Origin of the sequence: Kocuria sp. UCD-OTCP, assembly GCF_000349605.1 — a bacterium.
Taxonomy (GTDB): domain Bacteria; phylum Actinomycetota; class Actinomycetes; order Actinomycetales; family Micrococcaceae; genus Kocuria; species Kocuria rosea.
Genome location: NZ_AOSQ01000031.1, coordinates 57,965 through 80,417, shown reverse-complemented (window position 1 = coordinate 80,417; position 22,453 = coordinate 57,965). Strand labels below are relative to the sequence as shown.

At 74.4% G+C, this 22,453-nt stretch carries 16 protein-coding genes and 2 tRNA genes; 10 read left to right on the top strand and 8 right to left on the bottom strand.

Going from position 1 to position 22,453, the window contains the following annotated elements; translation table 11 throughout:
• Positions 1 to 10: 10 nt before the first annotated feature.
• Both H488_RS30145 and H488_RS30140 read right to left on the bottom strand, forming a co-directional pair.
• Complete coding sequence (locus tag H488_RS30145; protein WP_017833927.1) at positions 11 to 502, bottom strand: RrF2 family transcriptional regulator; 492 nt, start codon at positions 500 to 502, stop codon at positions 11 to 13.
• 178 nt (positions 503 to 680) lie between these two features.
• The gene (locus H488_RS30140; RefSeq protein WP_017833926.1) at positions 681 to 2,546 is read right to left on the bottom strand and encodes a phosphoenolpyruvate carboxykinase (GTP); all 1,866 of its coding nucleotides are present in this window, start codon (positions 2,544 to 2,546) and stop codon (positions 681 to 683) included.
• A gap of 299 nt (positions 2,547 to 2,845) precedes the next feature.
• Here H488_RS30140 and H488_RS30135 point away from each other — a divergent pair.
• Positions 2,846 to 2,921: transfer RNA gene (locus tag H488_RS30135), tRNA-Arg, on the top strand.
• 83 nt (positions 2,922 to 3,004) lie between these two features.
• Here H488_RS30135 and H488_RS30130 read toward each other — a convergent pair.
• From H488_RS30130 to upp, 5 genes are all read right to left on the bottom strand, one after another.
• Positions 3,005 to 4,189, bottom strand: coding sequence for an FAD-dependent monooxygenase (locus tag H488_RS30130; protein ID WP_017833925.1), 1,185 nt, complete (start codon positions 4,187 to 4,189; stop codon positions 3,005 to 3,007).
• A gap of 12 nt (positions 4,190 to 4,201) precedes the next feature.
• On the bottom strand, positions 4,202 to 5,188 hold the full coding sequence (locus tag H488_RS30125) for an aldo/keto reductase (RefSeq protein ID WP_017833924.1): 987 nt from the start codon (positions 5,186 to 5,188) through the stop codon (positions 4,202 to 4,204).
• A 53-nt stretch (positions 5,189 to 5,241) separates the two neighbouring features.
• A complete protein-coding gene (locus tag H488_RS30120; protein ID WP_017833923.1) occupies positions 5,242 to 5,781 on the bottom strand; it encodes a SixA phosphatase family protein in 540 nt (179 codons plus the stop codon).
• A gap of 96 nt (positions 5,782 to 5,877) precedes the next feature.
• Complete coding sequence (locus H488_RS30115; RefSeq protein ID WP_031283231.1) at positions 5,878 to 6,702, bottom strand: winged helix-turn-helix domain-containing protein; 825 nt, start codon at positions 6,700 to 6,702, stop codon at positions 5,878 to 5,880.
• Between the two features lie 507 nt (positions 6,703 to 7,209).
• Positions 7,210 to 7,845, bottom strand: a complete 636-nt coding sequence (upp, locus tag H488_RS30110) for a uracil phosphoribosyltransferase (RefSeq protein WP_031283230.1) — start codon at positions 7,843 to 7,845, stop codon at positions 7,210 to 7,212.
• Between the two features lie 88 nt (positions 7,846 to 7,933).
• Here upp and tadA point away from each other — a divergent pair, with 88 nt between their 5' ends.
• The 9 genes from tadA (at position 7,934) to H488_RS30070 (ending at position 21,610) form a co-directional block, all read left to right on the top strand.
• Positions 7,934 to 8,482, top strand: coding sequence for a tRNA adenosine(34) deaminase TadA (gene tadA / locus H488_RS30105; RefSeq protein WP_017833920.1), 549 nt, complete (start codon positions 7,934 to 7,936; stop codon positions 8,480 to 8,482).
• 89 nt (positions 8,483 to 8,571) lie between these two features.
• A tRNA-Ser gene (locus H488_RS30100) sits at positions 8,572 to 8,661 on the top strand.
• 207 nt (positions 8,662 to 8,868) lie between these two features.
• Positions 8,869 to 9,702, top strand: coding sequence for a thioesterase family protein (locus H488_RS30095; protein WP_017833919.1), 834 nt, complete (start codon positions 8,869 to 8,871; stop codon positions 9,700 to 9,702).
• Between the two features lie 123 nt (positions 9,703 to 9,825).
• The gene (locus H488_RS30090; RefSeq protein WP_017833918.1) at positions 9,826 to 10,152 is read left to right on the top strand and encodes a 2Fe-2S iron-sulfur cluster-binding protein; all 327 of its coding nucleotides are present in this window, start codon (positions 9,826 to 9,828) and stop codon (positions 10,150 to 10,152) included.
• Between the two features lie 85 nt (positions 10,153 to 10,237).
• Positions 10,238 to 13,108 carry an FAD-binding and (Fe-S)-binding domain-containing protein gene (locus H488_RS30085; RefSeq protein WP_017833917.1) on the top strand — a complete coding sequence of 957 codons (2,871 nt, stop codon included), beginning with the start codon at positions 10,238 to 10,240 and terminating at the stop codon, positions 13,106 to 13,108.
• A gap of 142 nt (positions 13,109 to 13,250) precedes the next feature.
• Positions 13,251 to 14,075 carry a DUF4232 domain-containing protein gene (locus tag H488_RS0118580; RefSeq protein WP_017833916.1) on the top strand — a complete coding sequence of 275 codons (825 nt, stop codon included), beginning with the start codon at positions 13,251 to 13,253 and terminating at the stop codon, positions 14,073 to 14,075.
• Positions 14,065 to 19,083, top strand: coding sequence for an Lhr family ATP-dependent helicase (locus tag H488_RS30080; protein WP_017833915.1), 5,019 nt, complete (start codon positions 14,065 to 14,067; stop codon positions 19,081 to 19,083). The genes H488_RS0118580 and H488_RS30080 overlap by 11 nt, the downstream gene beginning before the upstream one ends.
• A gap of 27 nt (positions 19,084 to 19,110) precedes the next feature.
• Positions 19,111 to 19,953, top strand: coding sequence for a DNA-formamidopyrimidine glycosylase family protein (locus H488_RS30075; protein WP_017833914.1), 843 nt, complete (start codon positions 19,111 to 19,113; stop codon positions 19,951 to 19,953).
• Positions 19,954 to 20,080: 127 nt separating this feature from the next.
• Positions 20,081 to 21,610 carry a stealth conserved region 3 domain-containing protein gene (locus H488_RS30070; RefSeq protein WP_017833913.1) on the top strand — a complete coding sequence of 510 codons (1,530 nt, stop codon included), beginning with the start codon at positions 20,081 to 20,083 and terminating at the stop codon, positions 21,608 to 21,610.
• An 89-nt stretch (positions 21,611 to 21,699) separates the two neighbouring features.
• Here H488_RS30070 and H488_RS36145 read toward each other — a convergent pair whose 3' ends face one another.
• Complete coding sequence (locus tag H488_RS36145) at positions 21,700 to 22,257, bottom strand: hypothetical protein (protein ID WP_017833912.1); 558 nt, start codon at positions 22,255 to 22,257, stop codon at positions 21,700 to 21,702.
• Positions 22,258 to 22,453: the final 196 nt, after the last annotated feature.

The window sequence follows — 22,453 nt, the reverse complement described above, 5'->3', positions numbered from 1 at the left end:
AAATGCTTGATTACGTCATCGGCGGCGGCGCGCCCCCCGCGGTGGCCGCCGGCGGCTCGGGCGGGCGCAGCCCGATGGACACCAGCACCGGACCCACCTGCCGCTCGCTCACGAGGTCCCGCACCCGCACGTCGTCGAGCGCGCCGTAGAAGGCCTCCCGCGCGTCCGCGAGGGCGCGGCGCAGCCGGCACCCGCGGTCCAGCGGGCAGTCGCCGCCGGCCGACTCGCACTCGACCATCGCGGAGCCCGCCTCCAGCTCGCGCAGGAGCGAGCCAACGGTGGCGTCCAGGCCGGCGGGGGTGATCGACACCCCGCCGGTGCGGCCGCGGCTCGAGGCCAGCAGCCCGAGCCCGCTCAGCCGGCCCACGGTCTTGGTCACGTGGTGGTAGGGGGCGCCCACGCCCTCGGCGATGGCGCGCGTGGTGAGCTTCTCCCCCTCGGGGACGGCTCCTGTCAGCAGCAGGACGCGCAGGGCGATGTCCGAGAACGCGGTCAGCCGCACGGCGGGGTCCTCCGGTCGCTCATGGCGGCTCCTTCCGAGACCTCGCGCGTCCCGGCCGGCCGCGGGAGCGCCCCCATTGTCCCACGCGGGCGGCGGACACGGACGAGGGGCCTCCCGGCATGGGAGACCCCTCGTCCGACCGCCGGCCCCGGGGCGCCGCAGCACCCCGGGACGGGGATCACGCCTGGTTCAGGCGGTCCTCCAGCCCGGCACGCTGCTCGAGGATGGGCTCGGGCACGTGGCCGAGCCGGTGGAACCACTCGTCGATGCTGGGCAGCTCGGCCCGCCACTCCTCGACGTCGACCTTGAGGGCGGCCTCGAGCTCCTCGTCCGAGACGTCCAGGCCGGTGAGGTCGAGGTCCTCCTTGGTGGGCACGATGCCGATCGGGGTCTCCCGGCCGCCGGCCGTGCCCTCGAGGCGGTCGAAGATCCACTTGACCACGCGGGAGTTCTCGCCGAAGCCCGGCCAGGCGAAGCCGCCGCTCGGGGTGCGGCGGAACCAGTTGACGTAGAAGACCTTCGGCATGTCGTCCTCGCCGATGCGCTCGCCGACCTCGACCCAGTGCTCGAGGTAGTCGTTGGCGTTGTAGCCGATGAACGGGAGCATGGCCATGGGGTCGCGCCGGACGACGCCCACGGCGCCCTTCGCGGCGGCGGTGGTCTCCGAGGACAGCGTGGCGCCCTGGAACACCCCGTGCTCCCAGCCGAAGGACTGGGACACGAGCGGGATGGTGGTCTTGCGGCGGCCGCCGAAGACGATCGCGGACAGCGGCACGCCCTCCGGGTCGTCGTACTCGGGGGCGAGGATGTCGGCCTGCTTGATCGGGGTGCAGAAGCGCGAGTTCGGGTGCGCGGCGGGACGGCCGCTCTCCGGGGTCCAGTCACGGCCCTTCCAGTCGGTCAGGTGCTCGGGCGTCTCGTCCGTCATGCCCTCCCACCAGACGCCGCCGTCGTCGGTGAGCGCCACGTTGGTGAAGATCGTGTTGCCCCGGGCGATGGCGCGCATGGCGTTGGGGTTGGTGGGCCACCCCGTGCCCGGAGCCACGCCGAACAGACCGGCCTCCGGATTGGTCACCCGGGCCTGGCCGTCCTTGCCGAAGCGGATCCAGGAGATGTCGTCGCCGACCATCTCGGCCTTCCAGCCCTCGAGCGTGGGCTCGAGCATCGCGAAGTTGGTCTTGCCGCAGGCCGAGGGGAAGGCCGCGGAGATGAACCGGCTCCTGCCCTCGGGGTTCGTGACCTTGAGGATGAGCATGTGCTCGGCCAGCCAGCCCTCGTCGTGGGCGATGGCGGAGGCGATGCGCAGGGCGTAGCACTTCTTGCCGAGCAGGGCGTTGCCCCCGTACCCGGAGCCGAAGGACCAGACGGCCCGGTCCTCGGGGAAGTGCACGATGTACTTGGCGGGGTTGCAGGGCCAGGGCACGTCCTGCTCGCCCGGGGCCAGCGGGGCGCCCAGCGAGTGCAGGCACTCGACGAAGAAGCCGTTCTGCTCGGTCATCTTCTCCAGCACCGGGGTGCCGATGGTCGCCATGATGCGCATGGAGCACACCACGTAGGCGGAGTCGGTGATCTCCACGCCGTAGCTCGGCCGCGAGGCCTCCAGGTGGCCCATGACGAAGGGGATGACGTACATCGTGCGCCCGCGCATGGCGCCGCGGAACTTCTTGCGCAGGGAGCTGCGCATCACCTCCGGGTCCTCCCAGTTGTTGGTGGGGCCCGCCCCCTTCTCGGTCTTGGTGCAGATGAAGGTGCGCTCCTCGACCCGGGCGACGTCGTCCGGGTCCGAGAACGCGGCGAAGGAGTTGGGGAACTTCTCCTCGTCCAGGCGGACGAAGGTGCCGGCGTCCACGAGCTCGTCGGTGAGCTGCGTCCACTCGGCCTCCGAGCCGTCGACCCAGTGGATGCGGTCCGGCTGGGTCAGCTCCGCCATCTCCCGCACCCACGAGAGGAGGTGCGCATGGGTGGTGGGCGCGCTGTCCAGCGCGTCCTTCACAGCCTCGTTCAGCCCGGTGGTCTCCGTCGTTGCAGTGGGGTTGTCAGCCATTGACATGTCTCCTCGTTGAGGCCGTCCGCCGACCGCCCGGGGCTCTCGTGGTGGTGCTCGTCGTCGAACACTCGACCCGGTGTCACCGGGCCCACAGTGAGCGGCGTGGAGGTGGGCGGCCGGTCTCTACTGTGATGTGGGTCCATCGTATCGCCCCGGCCCCGGCCGCCCCAGCAGGGTTACGCGCGCCGCGGCCCGTCGCGCCGGGTGCCGGGCGGGGCGCCCCCGGATTTTGCGCAGCCGGGGGCCGCATGTAGAGTGATGTCCGGTTTGAACGGCGGTGACGCCGGGACGCCGATGCGCCTGTAGCTCAACGGATAGAGCATCTGACTACGGATCAGAAGGTTGGGGGTTCGAATCCCTTCGGGCGCACCATCCACGAAAGAGCCCCTCACCGGCGGAGACGCCGGTGAGGGGCTCTTTCGTGCCCGGCCGCTGCGGCCCGGGCCGCGGACGGCTCAGGCCGGGGCCGCGGCGAGCGCCCGGACGTTTCCCCCGGCGCGCCCCACGAGGCCGCGGGTCACCACGGTGTCGAGCCCCGGGAGGGCGGCCAGGCGCAGCGCCAGGCGCCGCACCTGCCGGCGGGCGCGGGAGGACGGCAGGAACCACTGCGCCCCGCCGCGGGCGACGCGCTGCTTCTCCGCCACGACCGGCCGCCAGACCCGCTCCCAGCCCGTCAGCGCCTCCTCGACCGATCCGGCGCGGTCAAGCCGCTCGGCGAGCAGCCACGCCCCGGCGATCCCCAGCGAGGCGCCCTGGCCGCCCAGCAGGGACACCGCCTGGCCCGAGTCCCCGAGCAGCACGACCCGGCCGCTGCTCCACCGCGGCAGCTCGACCTGCACCACCTGGTCGTAGTAGAGCCGGTCCCCGCCGGGACAGGCCGCCAGGACGCGGGGCACGATCCAGCCCAGCGAGCCGTGGACGGCGCGCAGGCTCTCCCGGGGGTCGGCCGGCAGGGACGGCGCGGCGGCCCGGTGCACGGCGAACACCGCCAGGCGCCCGTCGCGCAGCCCGTAGAACCCCATCGCCCGGTCGATGCTGTCCGTGAGGCAGAAGCGGTCGCCGACCTGCCGGCACGCCTCCGGGTCGTCGACCACGAACGCCGCCGTGTGCAGGCCCAGCCAGCGGCGGAAGCGCTCCTCGGGCCCGAACGCGGAGCGCCGCACCGCCGAGTGCACCCCGTCGGCGCCGACCACCAGGTCGGCGTCGAGCACCGTGCCGTCGTCGAGCACCGCGCCCGCCCCGCCGGGCCGCTGCCGAACCCCGGCGACGCGCCGGCCGTAGCGGAGCTCCGCGACGCCCCGGGCGTGCTCGCGCAGCACCCGCTCGAGGTCGGGGCGCATCACGCTGACCAAGTGCCCGTCGAGGGCGTGGGCGAACCGGGCGAACGGCAGCCCGGCCCGGTCGCGGCCGCGGTCGTCCACGTAGCTGAGCCGCTCGACCCGGTAGCCGAGCTCCAGGACCGCCGGCAGCACGCCCATCTCCTCGGCGGCGTCCCAGCCGGGGCCGAAGAAGTCCATCATGTAGCCCTGCTCCCGCGGGCGCGGCACCCGTTCCAGGACCACCACGTCCCAGCCCCGCCGGCCCAGGCACCCGGCCAGGGCCAGTCCCGCGATGCCCGCCCCGCAGACGACCGCGCGCACGGCCGGCGCCGCTCAGTACCGGTCGCCGACGGCTGCCACGCCGTCCAGCAGGGTCAGGTCCTCGGCCGTCAGGCGCAGGTCCGCGGCCGCGGCGTCCTCCCGCAGGTGGCCGGGGTCGGTGGTGCCGGGGATCGGCAGCACGTGCTCGCCGCGCACCGTGGTCCAGGCGATCGCGACCGCCGCGGGCGAGGTCCCGTGCCGGCCGGCGACCTCGCGGAGGGGCGCCAGCACAGCGTCCTCGTTGGCAGCCATGGCCTCCGGCGTGAACCGGGGGTTGCGCGAGCGGAAGTCGGAGCCGGAGAACTCCCGGCCCGCGAGGGCGCCGGAGAGGTAGCCGCGGCCCAGCGGGGAGAAGGGGACGAACACCGCCCCGTGCTCGGCGCACCACCCGATGACGTCCCCGGAGGGGTCCCCGTCGGCGGTGGGGCCAGACCCCTCGGGGTTGCGGGTCCACAGGGAGTACTCCGATTGGACGGCCGCGACCGGGTGGATGGCGTGCGCCCGCTCGGCCTGCTCCGTGCTGACCTCGGAGAGCCCCAGGTGGCGCACCTTGCCCGCGGTCACGAGCTCGCCCATCGCGCCCCAGGTGTCCTCGAGGGGCACGTCGGGGTCCACGCGGTGCAGGTAGTAGAGGTCCACCGCGTCGGTGCGCAGCCGGCGCAGGCTGTCCTCGATCGAGCGGCGCACCTCGTCCGGGTGCCCGCAGCGCTCCGTCCGGGGCGGCTCCAGGGAGGCCGCGCGCAGCCCGGTCTTGGAGCAGAGGAACACCTCGTCCCGGCGCGGGGCGAGGGCGGCGCCGACGAGCTCCTCGTTGGCTCCCCCGCCGTAGAGCACCGCCGTGTCCACCACGTTCATGCCGAGGTCCACCGCGAGGCCGAGCACCTCGTGCTTGCGCCGCTCGGTCAGCCCGTGCCGGTCGTAGACCCAGCTCAGGCCCATGGCCCCGAACCCGATCGCGCCCACGCGGTCCCCGGACGGGGTGAATTCGATCTGTCGCATCCAGTGCTCCTTCGTCGGTCCGGCCGCCGCGCCGGCGCCCGGAGGACCGCCGGTCAGCGGTCTCCCGCGGACGGTCGCGGCACCGTGAAGTCCACCAGGCGGGCGTCGGCGCCGTCCAGTCCGGCCCAGGTGCCGGGAACCTCCAGGACCGCCAGCCCGGAGGTGGGGCAGCCGTCGGCGAGGGCCATGACGGCGTCGTAGTCGGAGTCCGGTGTGGCCAGGCGGAGGGCGGCGTCGCGCAGACCGGGCAGGTGGCCGATGAGCAGCAGGGACTCCACGGTGTCCGGCACGTGGTTGAGCACCGCGATGATCCGGCTGTCCTGGGCCGCGTAGAGGGACTCGTCGAGCCGGGCGGTCGGGGCGAGGTCGCCGAGCTCGCTGCACACCCACGTGCAGGTCTGGCGCGCGCGCAGGGCGCTCGAGCACAGGATCATGTCCGGCACGTGCCCGTTCGCCAGCAGCCAGCGCCCCGCGGCGGCGGCGTCCGCGGCCCCGCCGCGGTCCAGGGGGCGGTCGTGGTCGGCCACGCCCCACGGGTGCTCGGCCTCCGCGTGGCGCATGAGGACGAGCTTCTTCCGGTCGTGGCGGGTCATCGGTTCATGATGCCACGCGTCCGCCGGGCACGGAGCGACCCCGGCTCCTCCGCGTCGCGGGACGGAACCGGGGCCTGCACGGATCGGGGACGCGGATCAGATGGAGTACTCGGGGGCCGCCCACACGACGACCTCGGGGTGCTCGTAGAAGCGGTAGCCCTGGCCGCGGACGGTGCGCACGGTGTTCGCGAGCCGGCCGAGCTTGGAGCGCAGGCGCCGGATGTGCACGTCGATGGTCCGCTCGTTGGGCACCTCCTCGGAGTCGCGCCACAGGCTGTGCAGCAGCTCGTGGCGGCCCACGGTCCGGCTGCCGTTCTCCACGAGGTAGTTCAGCAGCTCGAACTCCTTGAACGTGAGGTTCAGGAGGCCGCCGTCGAGGAAGACCTCCCGGCGGGAGAGGTCGATGAGCACCCCGGTGGACTGGCTGGTCTTCGTCTCGGGCGCCGGCGCGGGCGCGGCGGGCGCCGTGGGCCGCACAGCCCCCGAGGTGGGGTCGCCCAGGGCGTTGCGCACGACCTCGAGGTCGGTGCCGGCGGTGTTGGCGGGAGCCAGCGCCACGGCGGCGTAGGAATCGGCCTGCGGGACCAGCTGCTGGGCGTACGCCCGGATGCTCTGGACCATCTTGACCAGCGAGGTGCCGCTGGCCGCCGCGGTCTCCTCGTCGAGGCCCACGTAGATCACGAACCCGCGCGCCTCGTTCTCCTGCACCTGCGGACGCGGCGCCGTGTCCCGCTGCAGGCGGGTGGGGAGCGGGGTCTCGCCCGGCGCGGCCGGCATGGGGCCGATCGTGCTCCGGAGGCTGCGGTAGTCGGCGGGGGCGGTCTGCCCCCGCTCGGGGGCCGCGGCCGGACCGCGGACAGCACGGGCCTCGCTCGTGCGGTTGCGCTGGGAAATGTGCACGTATCCCGGTGTGCCTGGCATCTGGTGCCCCTCGTCTTTCCGTCGTGCGGCGGACGAGGTTCCGTCCGCCTGAGTCGATCCGCCCCTCGGAACGGCCCCGCCGCTCCCAGCTCCCGAACCGGCCCGCTCCGTGGTGGTCGGGGAGGGTCCCCGCGAAGCTGGCAAATTCCTGACAGTGGCGTTGCTCTCATGGTCCACCAGCCCCCTGGATCCCGCAAGTAATATTCGAGGCGTTATCTCACGATGCGAGATTGGAACGACGGCTGTCCAAGTGCTCCGCCAAAATGAACCTCCTTCACCTTGCGGCTGTGATGCCGTTTTCCGTCCGACCCCCGGGATATCAGACCTCTGGGACGATGCAGGGGCTTTTCCGCTCCTCAAGCAGGTCCCGATCCTGTTGTCAAGACGGCTTCGTCGGTGAACTCTTCGTCTCACGATGTGAACACGTGGCCGGAGGTCGAAAAAAGGCCCGCCGAGGACGTCGGCGGGCCTTTTCAGCGCGTGGTCTGCGGTGTCACGGGACGGCGGTCAGTCGACCACGCCGTAGAGCCGGTCCCCGGCGTCCCCGAGGCCCGGGACGATGTAGGCGTTCTCGTCGAGCCGTTCGTCCCTCGCAGCCAGGACGATGTTGACCTCGGAGTCCCCCAGCTCCTCCTCGAGGGCGGCCAGGCCCTCGGGGGCGGCCAGGAGGCAGACGCACGTGATCTGCTCGGCCCCGCGGCGGTAGAGGAACTTGATCGCCTCCCGCAGCGTCCCGCCCGTGGCCAGCATCGGGTCGAGGACGAAGACCTGGCGGCCGGTGAGGTCGTCGGGCAGCCGCTCGGCGTAGGTGATGATGTCGAGGGTGTCCTCGTTGCGGGCCATGCCGAGGAAGCCCACCTCGGCCGTGGGGATCAACCGGGTCATGCCCTCGAGCATTCCCAGGCCCGCACGGAGGATCGGCACGACCAGCGGCCGGGGCTTCGACAGCCCCACGCCCGTGGTGCGCGTGACCGGCGTGTCGATCTCCACCGGTTCCACGCGGACGCCCCGGGTGGCCTCGTACGCGAGCAGCGTCACGAGCTCCTCGACGAGCAGGCGGAACACCGGGGACGTGGTGTTCTTGTCCCGGAGCACGGTCAGTTTGTGTGCCACCAATGGGTGGTCGAGAACGGTCACTCGCATGGACCAAAATTACCATCGGGCCACGGGGGCGCCCCGCCCCCTCGCCGGACCCCGCCCGGCCCGGCGACCCGCCCAGGAGGAGAACCGCATGGCACTGCCCCCGCGCACCCGCTCCGAGGCCCGGGCGGAGGAGTGGATGCGGCTGGCCCTCGCCGAGGCCCGGGCGGCGCTCGGGACGCAGGACGTGCCGATCGGCGCCGTCGTGGTCGGTCCGGACGGGACGGTGGTCGGCCGGGGCCGCAACCGCCGGGAGGCCGACGGCGACCCCACCGCCCACGCCGAGATCCTGGCGCTGCGCGACGCCGCCCGCGCCCTGGGCTCGTGGCGGCTGGACGGCTGCACGCTGGTGGTGACCCTCGAGCCCTGCGCGATGTGCGCGGGCGGGATCGTCCTGGCCCGCGTGCCCCGCGTGGTCCTGGGCGCGTGGGACGACAAGGCCGGGGCGGCCGGCTCCGTCCTCGACGTGCTCCGGGAGCGGCGGCTCAACCACTGGGTGGAGGTGACCGGCGGCGTGCTGGCCGAGGAGTGCTCCCGGCTGCTCCTCGACTTCTTCGCGGAGCACCGGCGCGGCGGGGACGACAGCGCCGGGCCCGCCTTTTCGAACCGGTTTTCGAGCTGCAGCGNCGCGACATCCTAAAAATCTTTCGAAAAGCCCGCCGCTCCCGGTCCCGCCGGCCCCGCGGGTTTTGGCGGTTGAGCTCGCCAGCCGGTACAGTACTGCGAGCTGGTGACGTGTCCGAGCGGCCGAAGGTGCATCACTCGAAATGATGTTTGGTGTAAGAGCCAACGAGGGTTCAAATCCCTCCGTCACCGCCAGTCGGGAAGGCCCCGGGTCCTGAGGGATCCGGGGCCTTCCGCATGCCCGCCCGCCGGTCCCGCCCCGTCCGGCGCCCCCGGAGGACGTGGACAGCCCCGGCCCGGGGCGACCCGGCGGCGGGGAGCGCGGGCCGCCGTTGGATACCGTGGTGGCGATCACCACGCCCGCCGTGCGGCGGGCCCGGACGGAAACGGAAGAGGGGCAGCATGACGACGTCGACGCAGGCAGTCGGACACCTGGGAGCGGACGGGGAGGAGTACCCGGACGCGTACTTCGTGCGGCTGGACCGCACCCGGTTCCGCTCGACGCTGCACTCGCAGGGCGCGTGGAGCGAGGCCGAGCAGCACATGGGCGCCGCCTCGGGGCTGCTCGCCCACGCCGTGGAGGCCGACCACCCGCGCGCGGACCTCCTGCCCGTGCGCTTCTCCTACGACATCCTCGGCTTCATCCCCGGCGGCGAGGTCGAGGTGACCACGCGCGTGGTCCGCCCGGGCCGCACCATCGAGCTGGTCGAGGCCACCATGAGCCACGCCGGGCGCTCCTGCATCCGGCTGAGCGTGTGGCGGCTGCTCCGGGGCGAGACCGCCGACACCGCCGGCACGCACCGGGAGGCCCTGCCGCCGGTGGGCGACGCCCTGCCCGCCACGATGACCGGGCGGTGGCCGGGCGGCTACATCGCCTCCCTCGAGGGCCGCACCGTGCGCGAGCACCGGCCCGGCCAGGCGGCCATGTGGCTGCGCGCGCCGCACGCCGTCGTCGCCGGGGAGGAGTCCTCCACCACGGCGCGGTTCCTGGCGGCCGTGGACGCCGCCAACGGCATCGCCGTGCGGGTGGGCCCCGACGAGATGGTCTTCCCCAACGTGGACCTGAGCGTGCACCTGGTCCGGGAGCCGGTCTCCCCGTGGGTGGGCCTCGACACGCACGTCACCTTCGGCGACACCGGCGTGGGCCTCACCGAGTCCGCGCTGCACGACGAGGCCGGCTACCTGGGCCAGGTCGCCCAGTCCCTGACGATCCGGCCGCTCCCGGTCTCCGGCTGAGCCGAGCCGGACGGGCCGGGCGCGGGCCCCGGCCCGTCGGTGGGCGCCGCCGCGCGACCGTACAATGGGGCGGGATTTCCGACGTCGAGACCAGGGGCGACCGCGCCCCGAGGAGGACACCCAGTGAGCAGCATCAACATCACCGTGATCGACCGCGAGGGCAACCGCACCGAGGGCGTCGAGTGGAAGGACTACGAGAGCCTCATGGAGGCCCTCACCCGCCACAAGTACCCGATCCTCGCGACCTGCGGCGGCAACGCGTCCTGCTCCACCTGCCACTCCTACCTCGACCAGACCTCCTTCTCGAAGGCCAACGAGATCAACGACGAGGAGGAGGACCTCCTCGACATGCTCGACGACACCCGCCACGACACCTCCCGGCTCAGCTGCCAGGTCGAGTGGGCGGAGGAGCTCGACGGCGCCGAGGTCACCATCGCCCCCGAGTGGTGAGCCCCCCGTCCCCGCGGGGACGCCCCCGCCAGCCCTGACCAGACCCCGGACGGACCGGCCTCGCCGGCGCGCAGGAAAGTGGACCATGACCGACATCCGCGAGGACCTCACCACCCGCGCCGCCTACGTCTCGGACGCGTCGATCTACCGGCGGCTGCCCGAGGCGGTGGCCGAGCCGCGCAGCGTCGAGGAGGTCCGCGAGCTGCTGGCGCTGGCGAAGGAGCGGGGCTGGTCGGTGGTCTCCCGCGGCGGCGGCACCTCCGTGGCGGGCAACGCGATCGGCGACGGGCTGGTCATCGACACCTCCCGGCACTTCAACAGGATCCTGTCGATCGACCCCGAGGCGATGACCGCCACGATCGAGCCCGGGGTGATCTGCGACCAGCTGCGCTCCGCGGCGTCCGAGTTCGGCCTCACCTACGGACCCGACCCCTCGACGCACTCGCGGTGCACGATCGGCGGGATGGTCGCCAACAACGCCTGCGGCTCCCACTCCGTGGCGTGGGGCACGTCCGCGGACAACCTGGTCTCGCTGAAGGTCATGCTCGCCGACGGCCGGGTGGTGGAGCTGCACGAGGGCGGCACCTCCGAGCCGGGGATCGACCGGGCGCTGACCGGGATCCGGGACCGGCACCTGGCCATGCTGCGCACCGAGCTCGGCCAGTTCCCGCGCCAGGTCTCCGGGTACGGGCTGCACTACCTGCTCGGCGAGAAGGGCTTCGACGCCGCCAAGGCCTTCGCCGGCACGGAGGGCACCTGTGGGGTCATCACCGAGCTCACGGTCCGTCTGGTCCGCAGGCCCGCCCACACGGCCCTGGCCGTGCTGGGCTTCGAGGACGCGTTCGAGGCCGCCACGGCGGCGCCGAAGTTGCGCGTGCCCGGGGTGTACACCATCGAGGGCATGGGCGCGGACCTGCTCGACGCCCTGCGCACCCGGCAGGGCCAGGAGCACGCCGGCGGCGAGCTGCCCCGCGGCGGCGGCTGGCTCTACTGCGAGGTCGGCGCGGACACCCTCGAGGAGGCCGAGGCGGCCGCCCGCACCCTGCCGGGGCTCGTCCCGGAGAACGTCGTGGACTCCGTGATCGTCTCCGACGCGGGGCAGGCCCGCGCCCTGTGGCGGATCCGCGAGGCCGGCGCCGGGATCGTCACCCGCCTGCCCGACGGCGGGGAGGCCTGGCCGGGGTGGGAGGACTCCGCGGTGCCCCCGGCGCGCCTGGGCGAGTACCTGCGCGACCTCTACGACCTGCTGCACGAGCTGGGCCTCACCGGCATCCCCTTCGGGCACTTCGGGGAGGGCTGCGTGCACATCCGCATCTCCTTCGACCTCGGCACCGAGGAGGGGATGGCGACCTATCGCACGTTCATCGAGCGCGCCGCGCGGCTCGTGCACCGCTACGGCGGCTCGGTCTCCGGCGAGCACGGCGACGGCCGCGCCCGGTCCGAGCTGCTGGCCACGATCTACTCCCCCGAGGCCCTGGCCGCCTTCGCGGCGTTCAAGGCCGTCTTCGACCCGGACGGCGTCTTCAACCCCGGCGTGCTCGTGGACCCGGAGCCCATCGACCAGGGCGTGCGCCCCGGGCCCGGCGCCCGCACGTTCGAGCTGACGCCCGTGCATGCGTTCTCCCGCGACGGCGGCTCGTTCTCCAGCGCGGTCAACCGGTGCGTGGGCGTGGGCTCCTGCCGCTCCGACGTCGGCGCCATGTGCCCGTCCTTCCAGGCGACCCACGACGAGGTGCACTCGACCCGCGGCCGCGCCCGGTCCCTCGCCGAGATGCTGCGCGGGGAGTCCATCACGGACGGCTGGAAGTCGAAGGAGACCCTCGAGGCCCTCGACCTGTGCCTGTCCTGCAAGGCCTGCGCGTCCGAGTGCCCGGTCAACGTGGACATGGCGACGTACAAGGCCGAGTTCCTGCACCACCACTACCGGCACGGCCTGAGCTCCTTCCTGGGCCGGAACCGGCGGCCGATGGCCCACTTCACGATGGGCTGGATGCCGCTGCTGATGCGGATCGTGGAGAAGGTGCCCCTCTCCTTCCGGCTGATCAACCTCCTCGAGTCCCACCGCGGCGTCGAGGAGCTGACCAAGCGGCTCGGCGGGATCGAGCCGAGGCGGCGGATGATCACCTTCGCCGAGCAGCCGCTCACCCGGTGGTTCCGCGGCCGTCCCGCCGCGCGGTCCGGGGGCGGGCCCGCCGAGGCCCGACCGTCCGTGGTGCTGTGGCCGGACACGTTCACGAACTTCTCCGCCGACGCCCCCGGCCGGGCCGCCGTGGAGGTGCTCGAGGCCATGGGCTACCGGGTGCTGATGCCCATGGGCAACGTCTGCTGCGGGCTGACCTGGCACTCCACCGGGCAGCTGGAGATGACGCAGAAGGTGCTCCGCCAGACCCTGGACGTGATGGAGCCGCTGATCGAGGCCGGGTACCCGATCATCGGGCTCGAGCCCTCGTGCACGGTCATGCTCCAGGAGGAGATCACCGAGCTGCTCCCCGGCGACCCCCGGGCCCGGCGGGTCACCGAGCTGACGACGACGATCGGCGCGTTCGCGGCCCGCCACCTGGCCGAGGGCGGCGCGTGGCCGTTCCGGGAGCTGGCCACCGAGGCGGGCCCCGCCGGCGCCGTGTGCCAGGTCCACTGCCACCAGCAGTCCATGAGCGGCTACGGCCCGGAGCTGGAGGTCCTCGCGAAGCTGGGCGTGGACACTGCCGTGGTCGGCGGCGGGTGCTGCGGGCTCGCGGGCAACTGGGGCTTCGAGCCCGGCCACTACGAGGTCTCGCAGACCCTCGGCGAGCGGGAGCTGTTCCCCGCGATCCGCAGTGCGGCGGACGGGACGATCGTGCTCGCCGACGGCTTCTCGTGCCGCACCCAGATCGCCCAGGGCACGGGCGCGGACGGCGTCCACCTCGCCGAGGTGATGCGCGCGGCGCTGCCCCCGGCGGAGCCCGGCGAGCGGTAGCCCCGCCGGGAGCGGCCCCGGCCGGGGCGGGCGCCGCCTCCGGCAGCGGTGTCGGTGGCCCTGCCTAGAATGAAGCACCTGGGAGGGATCCCTTCCCGGGACGTGGTACGCCACGACGTCCGTCCGAGGAGGATATCCCCCCGTGTCTTCGCTCTCCCCCGCCCCCCGCCCCGTCCTGGGAGCCCTCGCCCTCGCCGCAGCCCTGCTCCTCACCGCCTGCGCGGGCGAGGAGCCGGAGCAGACCGGCACCGCCGACGCCCCCGCCGAGAGCGGGCCGGCCCCGACCTCGGCGGCGACCCCGGAGACCGCCCCGGCCACCGGGACGGAGGACACCACGGCCCCGGCCGAGGACCGGACCGGCGGGCAGGGCACCGCCGGTCCGGCGGAGGACCCGGCGGCGGAGGACCCGGCGGCGGAGGACCCGGCGGCGGAGCCCGCCGCGGACGGGCCGGACGAGGCTGCGGCGGAGCGGACGGACGGCGGCGCCCCCGACGCCGGCGCGGAGGGCGAAGGCACGGCCGCCCGCGGCGGCACCGCGGGCACCGGCACCGGCGGCTCGCCCCTGTGCACCACCTCCCGGCTCGAGGTCGCGGCCGCCCCCGTGGGCGGCGCCGCCGGCTCCGTCCACGTGGACGTCGTCCTCACCAACGCGGGCGAGGACCCGTGCACGCTCGCCGGCTACGCCGGGGTGTCCTTCGTCGACGCCGACGGCACGATGATCGGCTCCCCGGCCCTGAGGGACGCCACCGTCCCCGGCACCGGGCAGGTCCTGGCACCCGGGGAGTCCGTCACCGCCGGCCTGCGCATCAGCCAGGCCGGCAACCACCCGACCTGCGACGCCCGGACCGCCACCGGTCTGCGCGTCTACCCGCCCGAGAACACGGAGTCCGTCGTGATCCCCTTCCCCGTGGAGGCCTGCGGCGATCCGCGGATCCACCAGCTCGAGATCCAGGGCTTTGGCGCCTGAACCAGCCCTGAGCCTGTTCACCGAGCACACCCGGGCCTGGTTCTCGGGTGCGTTCGCCGCGCCCACCGCCGCCCAGGAGGGCGCGTGGCGGGCCATCGCCGCGCGGCGCCACGCCCTGATCGTGGCGCCCACCGGCTCGGGCAAGACCCTGGCCGCGTTCCTGTGGGCCCTGGACCGGTTCGTGGCGGAGGCCGCGCCCGGCGCCGGGACGCCGGCCGCCGGGCCCGCCCCCGGCCCTGCGGGCGGCGCCCCGGCCCCCGGCGGGACCCTGCGGGCCAAGGCCCGCTCCGCGAGCGCCGCGGGCGAGCGGCGCGGGACCCGCGTCCTCTACATCTCCCCGCTCAAGGCCCTGGGCGTGGACGTGGAGCGCAACCTGCGGGCCCCCCTGATCGGCATCTCGCAGACTGCCCGGCACGCCGGGATCGAGCCGCCGGAGATCAGCGTGGGCGTCCGCTCCGGAGACACACCGCAGGCGATCCGCCGGGCCCTGCTCACGAACCCCCCGGACATCCTCATCACCACCCCCGAGTCGCTGTACCTGATGCTGACCTCCAAGGCGCGGGAGACCCTCACGGACGTGCAGACGGTCATCGTGGACGAGGTGCACGCCGTGGCCGGCACCAAGCGGGGCGCGCACCTGGCGCTCACGCTCGAACGGCTGGACGCCCTGCTGGAGCAGCCGGTGCAGCGCATCGGGCTGTCCGCGACCGTCGAGCCGATCGAGACGGTCGCCCGGTTCCTGGGCGGCCGGGAGCCGGTCACCGTCGTCGCGCCGCGCACGGAGAAGACGTGGGACCTCACCGTCTCGGTGCCCATCCCGGACATGACCGTGCTGGGCGGGCCGAGCGCCTCGCCGTCCCTGGCCGGCTCGGCCTTCGGGGACGACGACCTCGACGCCCTCGCCCCCACGACCACGGCGTCGATCTGGCCGCACGTCGAGGAGCGGGTCGTGGACCTGGTGCTCGAGAACCGGTCGACCATCGTGTTCGCCAACTCCCGCGGCCTCGCCGAGAAGCTCACCGCGCGGCTCAACGAGATCTACGCGTTCCGCGTGGAGCACGCGGACCCGCACGACGGGCCCCGGGACGGCGCCCCCGCGGACGGCGCCGGTCCGGGCGACGACGGGGCGCCGGGGCCCCCTGCCGGCTCCGCGCCCCAGCAGGTCGGGGACGTGCTGCGCTCCGCCCTCGCCGGGCAGGAGCCGGCCGCGGCCCGCGGGCCCGCCGCCCCCGAGCCCGCGGACCTGCGCCGGCAGACCGGCCGCTACGAGGGCGCGGCGCCGGTGCTGGCCCGCGCCCACCACGGGTCGGTCTCGAAGGACCAGCGGGCGGTGATCGAGGACGACCTCAAGACCGGACGGCTGCGCTGCGTGGTGGCCACCTCCTCCCTGGAGCTGGGCATCGACATGGGTGCGGTGGACCTGGTGGTCCAGATCGAGGCCCCGCCCTCGGCGGCCTCGGGCCTCCAGCGCGTGGGCCGCGCCGGCCACCAGGTGGGCGAGGTCTCGCGCGGCTGGTTCTACCCGAAGCACCGCGGGGACCTACTGGACGCCGCCGTCACGGTGGAGCGGATGCTGCAGGGACGGATCGAGCCGCTCGCGGTCCCGCTCAACCCCCTGGACGTCCTGGCCCAGCAGACGGTCGCGGCGACCGCGCTGGGGCCGATCGACGTCGAGGAGTGGTTCGACACCGTCCGCCGGTCCTGCCCGTTCCTGACCCTGCCCCGCTCCGCCTACGACGCGACCCTGGACCTGCTCGCGGGCCGCTACCCGTCCGACGAGTTCGCCGAGCTGCGCCCGCGGATCGTGTGGGACCGGGAGACCGGCACCATCGAGGGCCGGCCCGGGGCGCAGCGCCTGGCCGTGACCTCCGGCGGCACGATCCCGGACCGCGGCCTGTTCGCGGTCTACCTCGTGGGCGAGCAGGACGGGAAGAACTCCCGGCGGGTGGGCGAGCTCGACGAGGAGATGGTCTACGAGTCCCGCGTGGGGGACGTGATCGCCCTGGGCGCCTCGAGCTGGCGGATCGAGGAGATCACCCACGACCGCGTCATCGTCTCCCCCGCCCCCGGTGTGCCGGGCAAGCTCCCGTTCTGGCACGGCGACGGCCCCGGCCGGCCCGTGGAGCTGGGCCGCGCGGTGGGCCGGTTCAACCGCGAGATCGCCGGGGCCTCCGCGGAGGACGCCCGCGCCCGGCTGCGCGCGGCCGGTCTCGACGAGTGGGCCGCCGACAACCTGCTGGCCTACGTGGGCGAGCAGAAGGAGGCCGTGGGGCAGGTCCCGTCGGACCGGCTGTTCGTCGTCGAACGCTTCCACGACGAGCTCGGGGACTGGCGCGTGGTGCTGCACTCCCCGTTCGGGATGCCCGTGCACGCCCCGTGGGCGCTGGCCGTGGGGGCCCGGCTGCACGAGCGGTACGGCCTCGACGGCTCCGCGCAGGCCGCCGACGACGGGATCGTGCTGCGCGTGCCGGCCATGGAGGACGAGCCCCCGGGGGCGGAGCTGTTCCTCTTCGACGCCGACGAGCTCGACCAGATCGTCACCGAGGAGGTGGGCGGCTCCGCACTGTTCGCCTCCCGGTTCCGGGAGTGCGCCGCCCGGGCCCTGCTGCTGCCCCGGCGCGACCCCGGCCGGCGCTCCCCGCTGTGGCAGCAGCGCCAGCGCTCGGCGCAGCTGCTGGACGTCGCCCGGAAGTACCCGCAGTTCCCGATCATCCTCGAGACGATCCGCGAGTGCCTCCAGGACGTCTACGACCTGCCCGCGCTCAAGGAGCTGCACCGGGCGGTCGAGCGGCGCGCGATCCGGGTGGTCGAGACCACCACGGAGCAGCCCTCGCCCTTCGCCCGGACCCTGCTCTTCGGCTACGTGGCCCAGTTCCTCTACGAGGGCGACTCCCCGCTGGCGGAGCGCAAGGCGGCCGTCCTGTCCCTCGACGCCGCCCTGCTCAACGAGCTCCTGGGCCGCGCCGAGCTGCGGGAGCTGCTGGACCCCGACGTCATCGAGCGCACGGAGGCGGAGCTGCAGCGACTGGCCCCGGACCGGCGGCTGCGCGGGGTCGAGGGCGCGGCCGACCTGCTGCGCCTGCTCGGCCCGCTCACCACCGCCGAGGCCGTCCGCCGGCTCCAGGACCCCGGGGACCCGGAGTCCGCGTGCCCCGAGGACGTCGCCGCCGGGTGGCTCGAGCAGCTCGTGGCCGCCAACCGCGCCCTGCGCGTGCACCTGCGCGGCGTCGAGCACTGGGCCGCGATCGAGGACGCCTCCCGGCTGCGCGACGCGCTCGGCGTGCCCCTGCCCATGGGGGTGCCGCTGGCCTTCGTGGAACCGGTCGAGGACCCGCTGGCCGACCTCGTCTCCCGCTACGCCCGCACCCACGGGCCGTTCACCGTGGACGAGGCCGCGGCGCGGCTCGGGCTGGGCACGGCCGTGGTGCGCACCACGCTGGAGCGGCTGGCCGCGGACCGGCGCGTGGTCGAGGGCGAGTTCCGGCCGGTGCGCCCCGACGGCGGCGGGGCCGGCCCGGCGGCCTCCGAGTGGTGCGAGTCCGAGGTGCTGCGCCGGATCCGGCGCCGCTCGCTGGCCGCGCTGCGCCGGGACGTTGAGCCCGTCTCCGGGCAGGTCTACGCCCGGTTCCTGCCGGCCTGGCAGCACGTGGGCCGGGGCCACCAGCTGCGCGGCGAGGACGGGGTGCTGACGGTGGTGGACCAGCTCGCGGGCGTCGCCGTCCCCGCCTCGGCCTGGGAGCCGCTGGTGCTCGCCGCCCGGGTGGCGGACTACCGGCCCGAGCTGCTGGACGAGCTGACCGCCACCGGGGAGATCCTGTGGTCCGGGGCCGGGTCCCTGGCGGGCGACGACGGATGGGTGTCGCTGCACCTGAGCGAGGCGGCCCAGCTCACCCTGCCCCCGGCCGAGACCCTCGAGGTCGCGGCGTCGGCCCTGGACTCCACGCTGGAGCGGCGGGTCCTCGACGTCCTGGCCCCCGGCGGCGCGTGGTTCTTCCCGCAGCTGTTGGGCCTGCTCGACGCCGCAGGGGACCCGGTTCCCGCCCCGGCGCTGACCACCGCGCTGTGGAACCTCGTCTGGTCCGGGCTGATCACCAACGACACCTTCCTGCCCGTGCGCACCCTGCTCTCCGGCGGGCAGGCCGCCCACCGGCACCGGGCCCAGGCCCCGCGGGGACGCACCACGTCCCGCCGGGGCGCCGCCCGGCTGCGGCCCGGCGCGGCCTCCCGCCCGGGGATCGGCGGGGCGCTGCGTGCCCCGGCGCGGGCGGCCACCCTGGAGCGCCACGACTCCCCGCTCGTGGCCGGGCGCTGGTCGATGCTGCGCCCCGAGCCCCTCGACCCCACGCTGCGGGCGTCGGCCACCGCGGAGCTGCTCATGGACCGCTACGGCGTGGTGACCAAGGGCCCCGTGGCGGTCGAGGAGCTCCCCGGCGGCTTCGCCACCGTCTACAAGGTGCTCTCCACGCTCGAGGACACGGGCCGGGCCCGCCGCGGCTACTTCATCGAGGGCCTGGGCGCCGCCCAGTTCGCGCAGGCCGCCACGGTGGACCACCTGCGCACGTTCAGCACCGACGACCAGGTCCGCGCCGAGGAGCCCGTGGCGCTGGCGCTCGCCGCGACCGACCCCGCCAACCCCTACGGGGCGGCCCTCGAGTGGCCGGAGCCCGTGTCCGTGCCCGCCCCGGACGGCCGGGACGCGCCCGCGGGGCGGCACCGGCCCGGGCGCAAGGCGGGCGCCGTCGTCGTGCTCGTGGACGGCGCCCTGGCCCTGTACGTGGAGCGCGGCGGGCGGACCGTGCTCGCGTTCACCGACGACGCGGCCGCCCTGGCCGCCGCCGGACCCGCCGTGGCCGAGATCGTCCGCCGGGGCGCGGTGGACAAGCTGACCGTCGAGAAGGTCAACGGCGCCGGGGTCCTGGGGCACGGCCCCGTCGAGACCGCGGTGCGGGAGTCCCTGCTGGCCGGCGGGTTCTACTCGACGCCGCGCGGCCTGAGGATGCGCCGATGAGCGCGGACCCGAGCACCGGGGGCGGCCGTGCCCGAGGGTGACACCGTCTACCGCCAGGCCGTCCTGCTGCGCCGCGCCCTGGCCGGGAGGATCCTGACCCGCAGCGACCTCCGGTTCCCGTCGATCGCCACCGCGGACCTCTCGGGGCGCACCGTGACCGAGGTGGTGCCGCGGGGCAAGCACCTGCTGGTCCGCACCGACGGCGGGCCCGACGGCCTGCCCCCGCTCACCCTGCACTCCCACCTGCTCATGGAGGGCATGTGGCACGTCTACCCGCGGGGCGCCCGGTGGCGGCGCCCCGGCCACCAGGCGCGGGCGGTGCTCGAGAACGCGGCCGCGCAGGCCGTCGGCTTCGACCTCGGCATGCTGGACCTCGTGGCCACCGCCGACGAGGACGAGCTCGTGGGCCACCTCGGCCCGGACCTGCTGGGCCCCGACTGGGACCGGGCGGAGGCCCTGGCCCGGCTCGCCCGCCACCCGCTCCGGCGCGTGGGGGCCGCGCTGATGGACCAACGCAACCTCGCCGGCATCGGCAACGTCTACCGCAACGAGATCCTGTTCCTCCAGCGGCTGCACCCCTTCACCCCGGTGGCCGAGGTCCCGGACCTCGGCGCGGTCGTGGACCTCTCCCACCGGCTGCTGCACGTCAACCGGGACCGCTCGCAGCGCTCCACGGTGGGGGGCCCGGCCCGTCGCGGCGAGCAGTTCTGGGTCTACGGCCGCGGCCGGCAGCCGTGCCGCCGGTGCGGGGCCCCGGTCCGGGAGGCGCGGATCGACGACGCCGAGCTCGTGCCCGGCGAGCCGTACCCCGGGCCGCCGCGGGACCGGGCGGTGTGGTTCTGCGAGCGCTGCCAGCCCCTCCCCTCCTGAGTCCGGCCGCCGCGGCTTATCATGAGATCGCCGCCCCAGCGGCCCGACACCATGAGGAGGCACCATCAACACGACCCTGCTCGGCGCAGAGTACTTCGCGGCACCCGAGGACGGCACGGACGGCGAGGTGTTCCGCTCCGCTTCCCGTGCCTCTGCCGCGGCCCTGGACCAGCGCGAGGACGTGGTCCGCTACAAGGACCGCTTCGCGCTGCGGATCACGGACCAGACCCCGCACGACGTCATGGTCCAGAACCTGCTCTTCCTGCGCGGGGTCCTGGACTCGGCGGGCGTCGACTACCTGCTGGTGCGGGGCAACGACGAGCGCCCCGTCATCGCCGTGGACCTCAAGGACCGGCCCCGGCTCCGGCAGGCCCTGGTGGACGCGGCCGTGGGCGAGCCGTACTACGTCAAGCCGATGGACACCAAGAAGAAGACCGTGCAGCTGCTGGCCGACGGCGAGCTGTCCTCGCGCCGCAACGCGCGGGTCCTGCGGCTGTTCCGGCCCCACTACTCCGCGGAGGCCAGGCTCTACTACGGCGCCGGCACCGGGGTGCAGGTGGAGCTGTGGGAGTTCGGCGAGGACGAGATCCGGCTGCCCATCGAGAACTCGCTGACCCGGCGCACCGTCCCGGTGGCCGAGGCCGTGCGCGGCACCGTGGAGCGCTTCGGCCTCACCTGGCCCACGATCGAGAACATGTTCGCCGACCACGCCATCGACATCGACTTCGCGGTCGACATGATCTTCTCGTGGGTGGACGGCTCCGACGAGGAGTACCGCAGGGTCCGGGCCTCGTACATGGCCGACGCCGTGGTGGGCGAGGGCGACGCGCACGAGGCCCGCTTCCGGCAGGTCGACGAGCTGAAGTACGCCCTGCGCTCGGTGCACATGTTCGCCCCCTGGGTGCGCAACATCTACATCGCCACCGACTCCCGGCCGCCGGCGTGGCTGGCCGAGCACCCGCGCGTGCGGGTCGTGCGCAGCGAGGAGTTCTTCGCGGACACCTCGGCCCTGCCGATCTACAACTCCCAGGCGGTGGAGGCGCAGCTGCACCACATCGAGGGGCTCTCGGAGCACTACCTGTACTCCAACGACGACATGTTCTTCGGCCGCCCGATCGGCCCGGCGCTGTTCTTCTCCCCGGGCGGGATCACGAAGTTCGTGGAGAACGAGACCCGCATCGGCCTGGGCGAGAACTCCGCCGAGCGCTCCGGCTTCGAGAACGCCGCCCGCGTCAACCGCCGGCTCCTGTGGGAGCGCTTCGGCCGGATCACCACCCGCCACCTGCAGCACTGCGCCGCGCCCCTGCGGCGCAGCGTGGTGGCCGAGATGGAGCGGGAGTTCCCGGCGGAGTTCGCCCGCACCGCGTCCAGCCGCTTCCGCGCGGCGGACAACATCTCGGTGACGAACTCGCTCTACCACTACTACGCGCTGCTGACCGGCCGGGCCGTGACCCAGGAGACGGCCCGCACGGAGTACGTGGACACCACCACGCGCGCCGGGCTGCAGCAGATGGAGAAGCTGCTCGGCCGCCGCAACCTCGACATGTTCTGCCTCAACGACGGCAGCTTCCCGGAGGTGCCCGGTCCCGAGCGCGCGGAGCGGATGACGGAGTTCCTGGAGCGCTACTACCCCATCAAGGCTCCCTGGGAGAAGTGACCGCGGAGAATGAGCGGGGCCGGTGCGGGATCCCGCACCGGCCCCGCTCGCTCTCCGCGGCTCGACGACCGCCGCGTCCGAGCCGGGGCTCAGGTGCGCGGCCGGTCCCCGGGGCCGGGGTCGCCGGCGGGGCGGGCGCTGCCGTCGTGCAGGGTGTCCCCGTGCAGGGTGTCGCCGTCGTGCCGGGTCCGGGTGTCCGGTCCGGCGTCGCCGTCCTGCCAGGGGGCCTCGTCGGAGCGCGTCCCGGAGGCGCGATCGGTGACGTCCTCGCGGCGTCCGCGGGAGGCATCAGAAGGGGTGGAGTCGTCCCCGTCCGGGACGAGCGAGGCGGCGTCCCGGCGATGGGTCTCCGCCTCCTGGCGGACCTTCTCGGCGTCCTCGGTGCGCCGCTGGGCGTCCTGCTCGAGGCGGTCGGCCTCGATCCGGGCCTTCTCGGCCTCGGCGCGGGCCGCGTCCGCGTCCGCCTTCCGCTCGCGGGCCGAGAGGTCCTCCTCCTCGCTGCGGGCGCGCAGCTCGGCGGCGCGCTGCTGGTTCTCCCGCCGCTCCACGGCCTCGCGCTCCTTCTTCTTGCGGCTCCCGGCCAGCACGGCCAGGACGACCACGGCCAGCACGGCCAGGGCCAGCACGATCCAGATCCAGGTTTCCATCGGATGTTCCTCCTCGGTAGGTCCCCACGTTCCTCAATAGAAGCAGAGCCGGACGGGTCCGGCTACAGGCCCCGGCGCCCCGGCGGGCGGCTCCGTGCCGGAGCACCCCGGGGTCGTGCCACCGGCACGGGGCGCACCGGCCGCCGGGCGGCGTGCGCGGGAGACCCGCGCCGCCCGGGTGCGTGCTCCGCCGGCG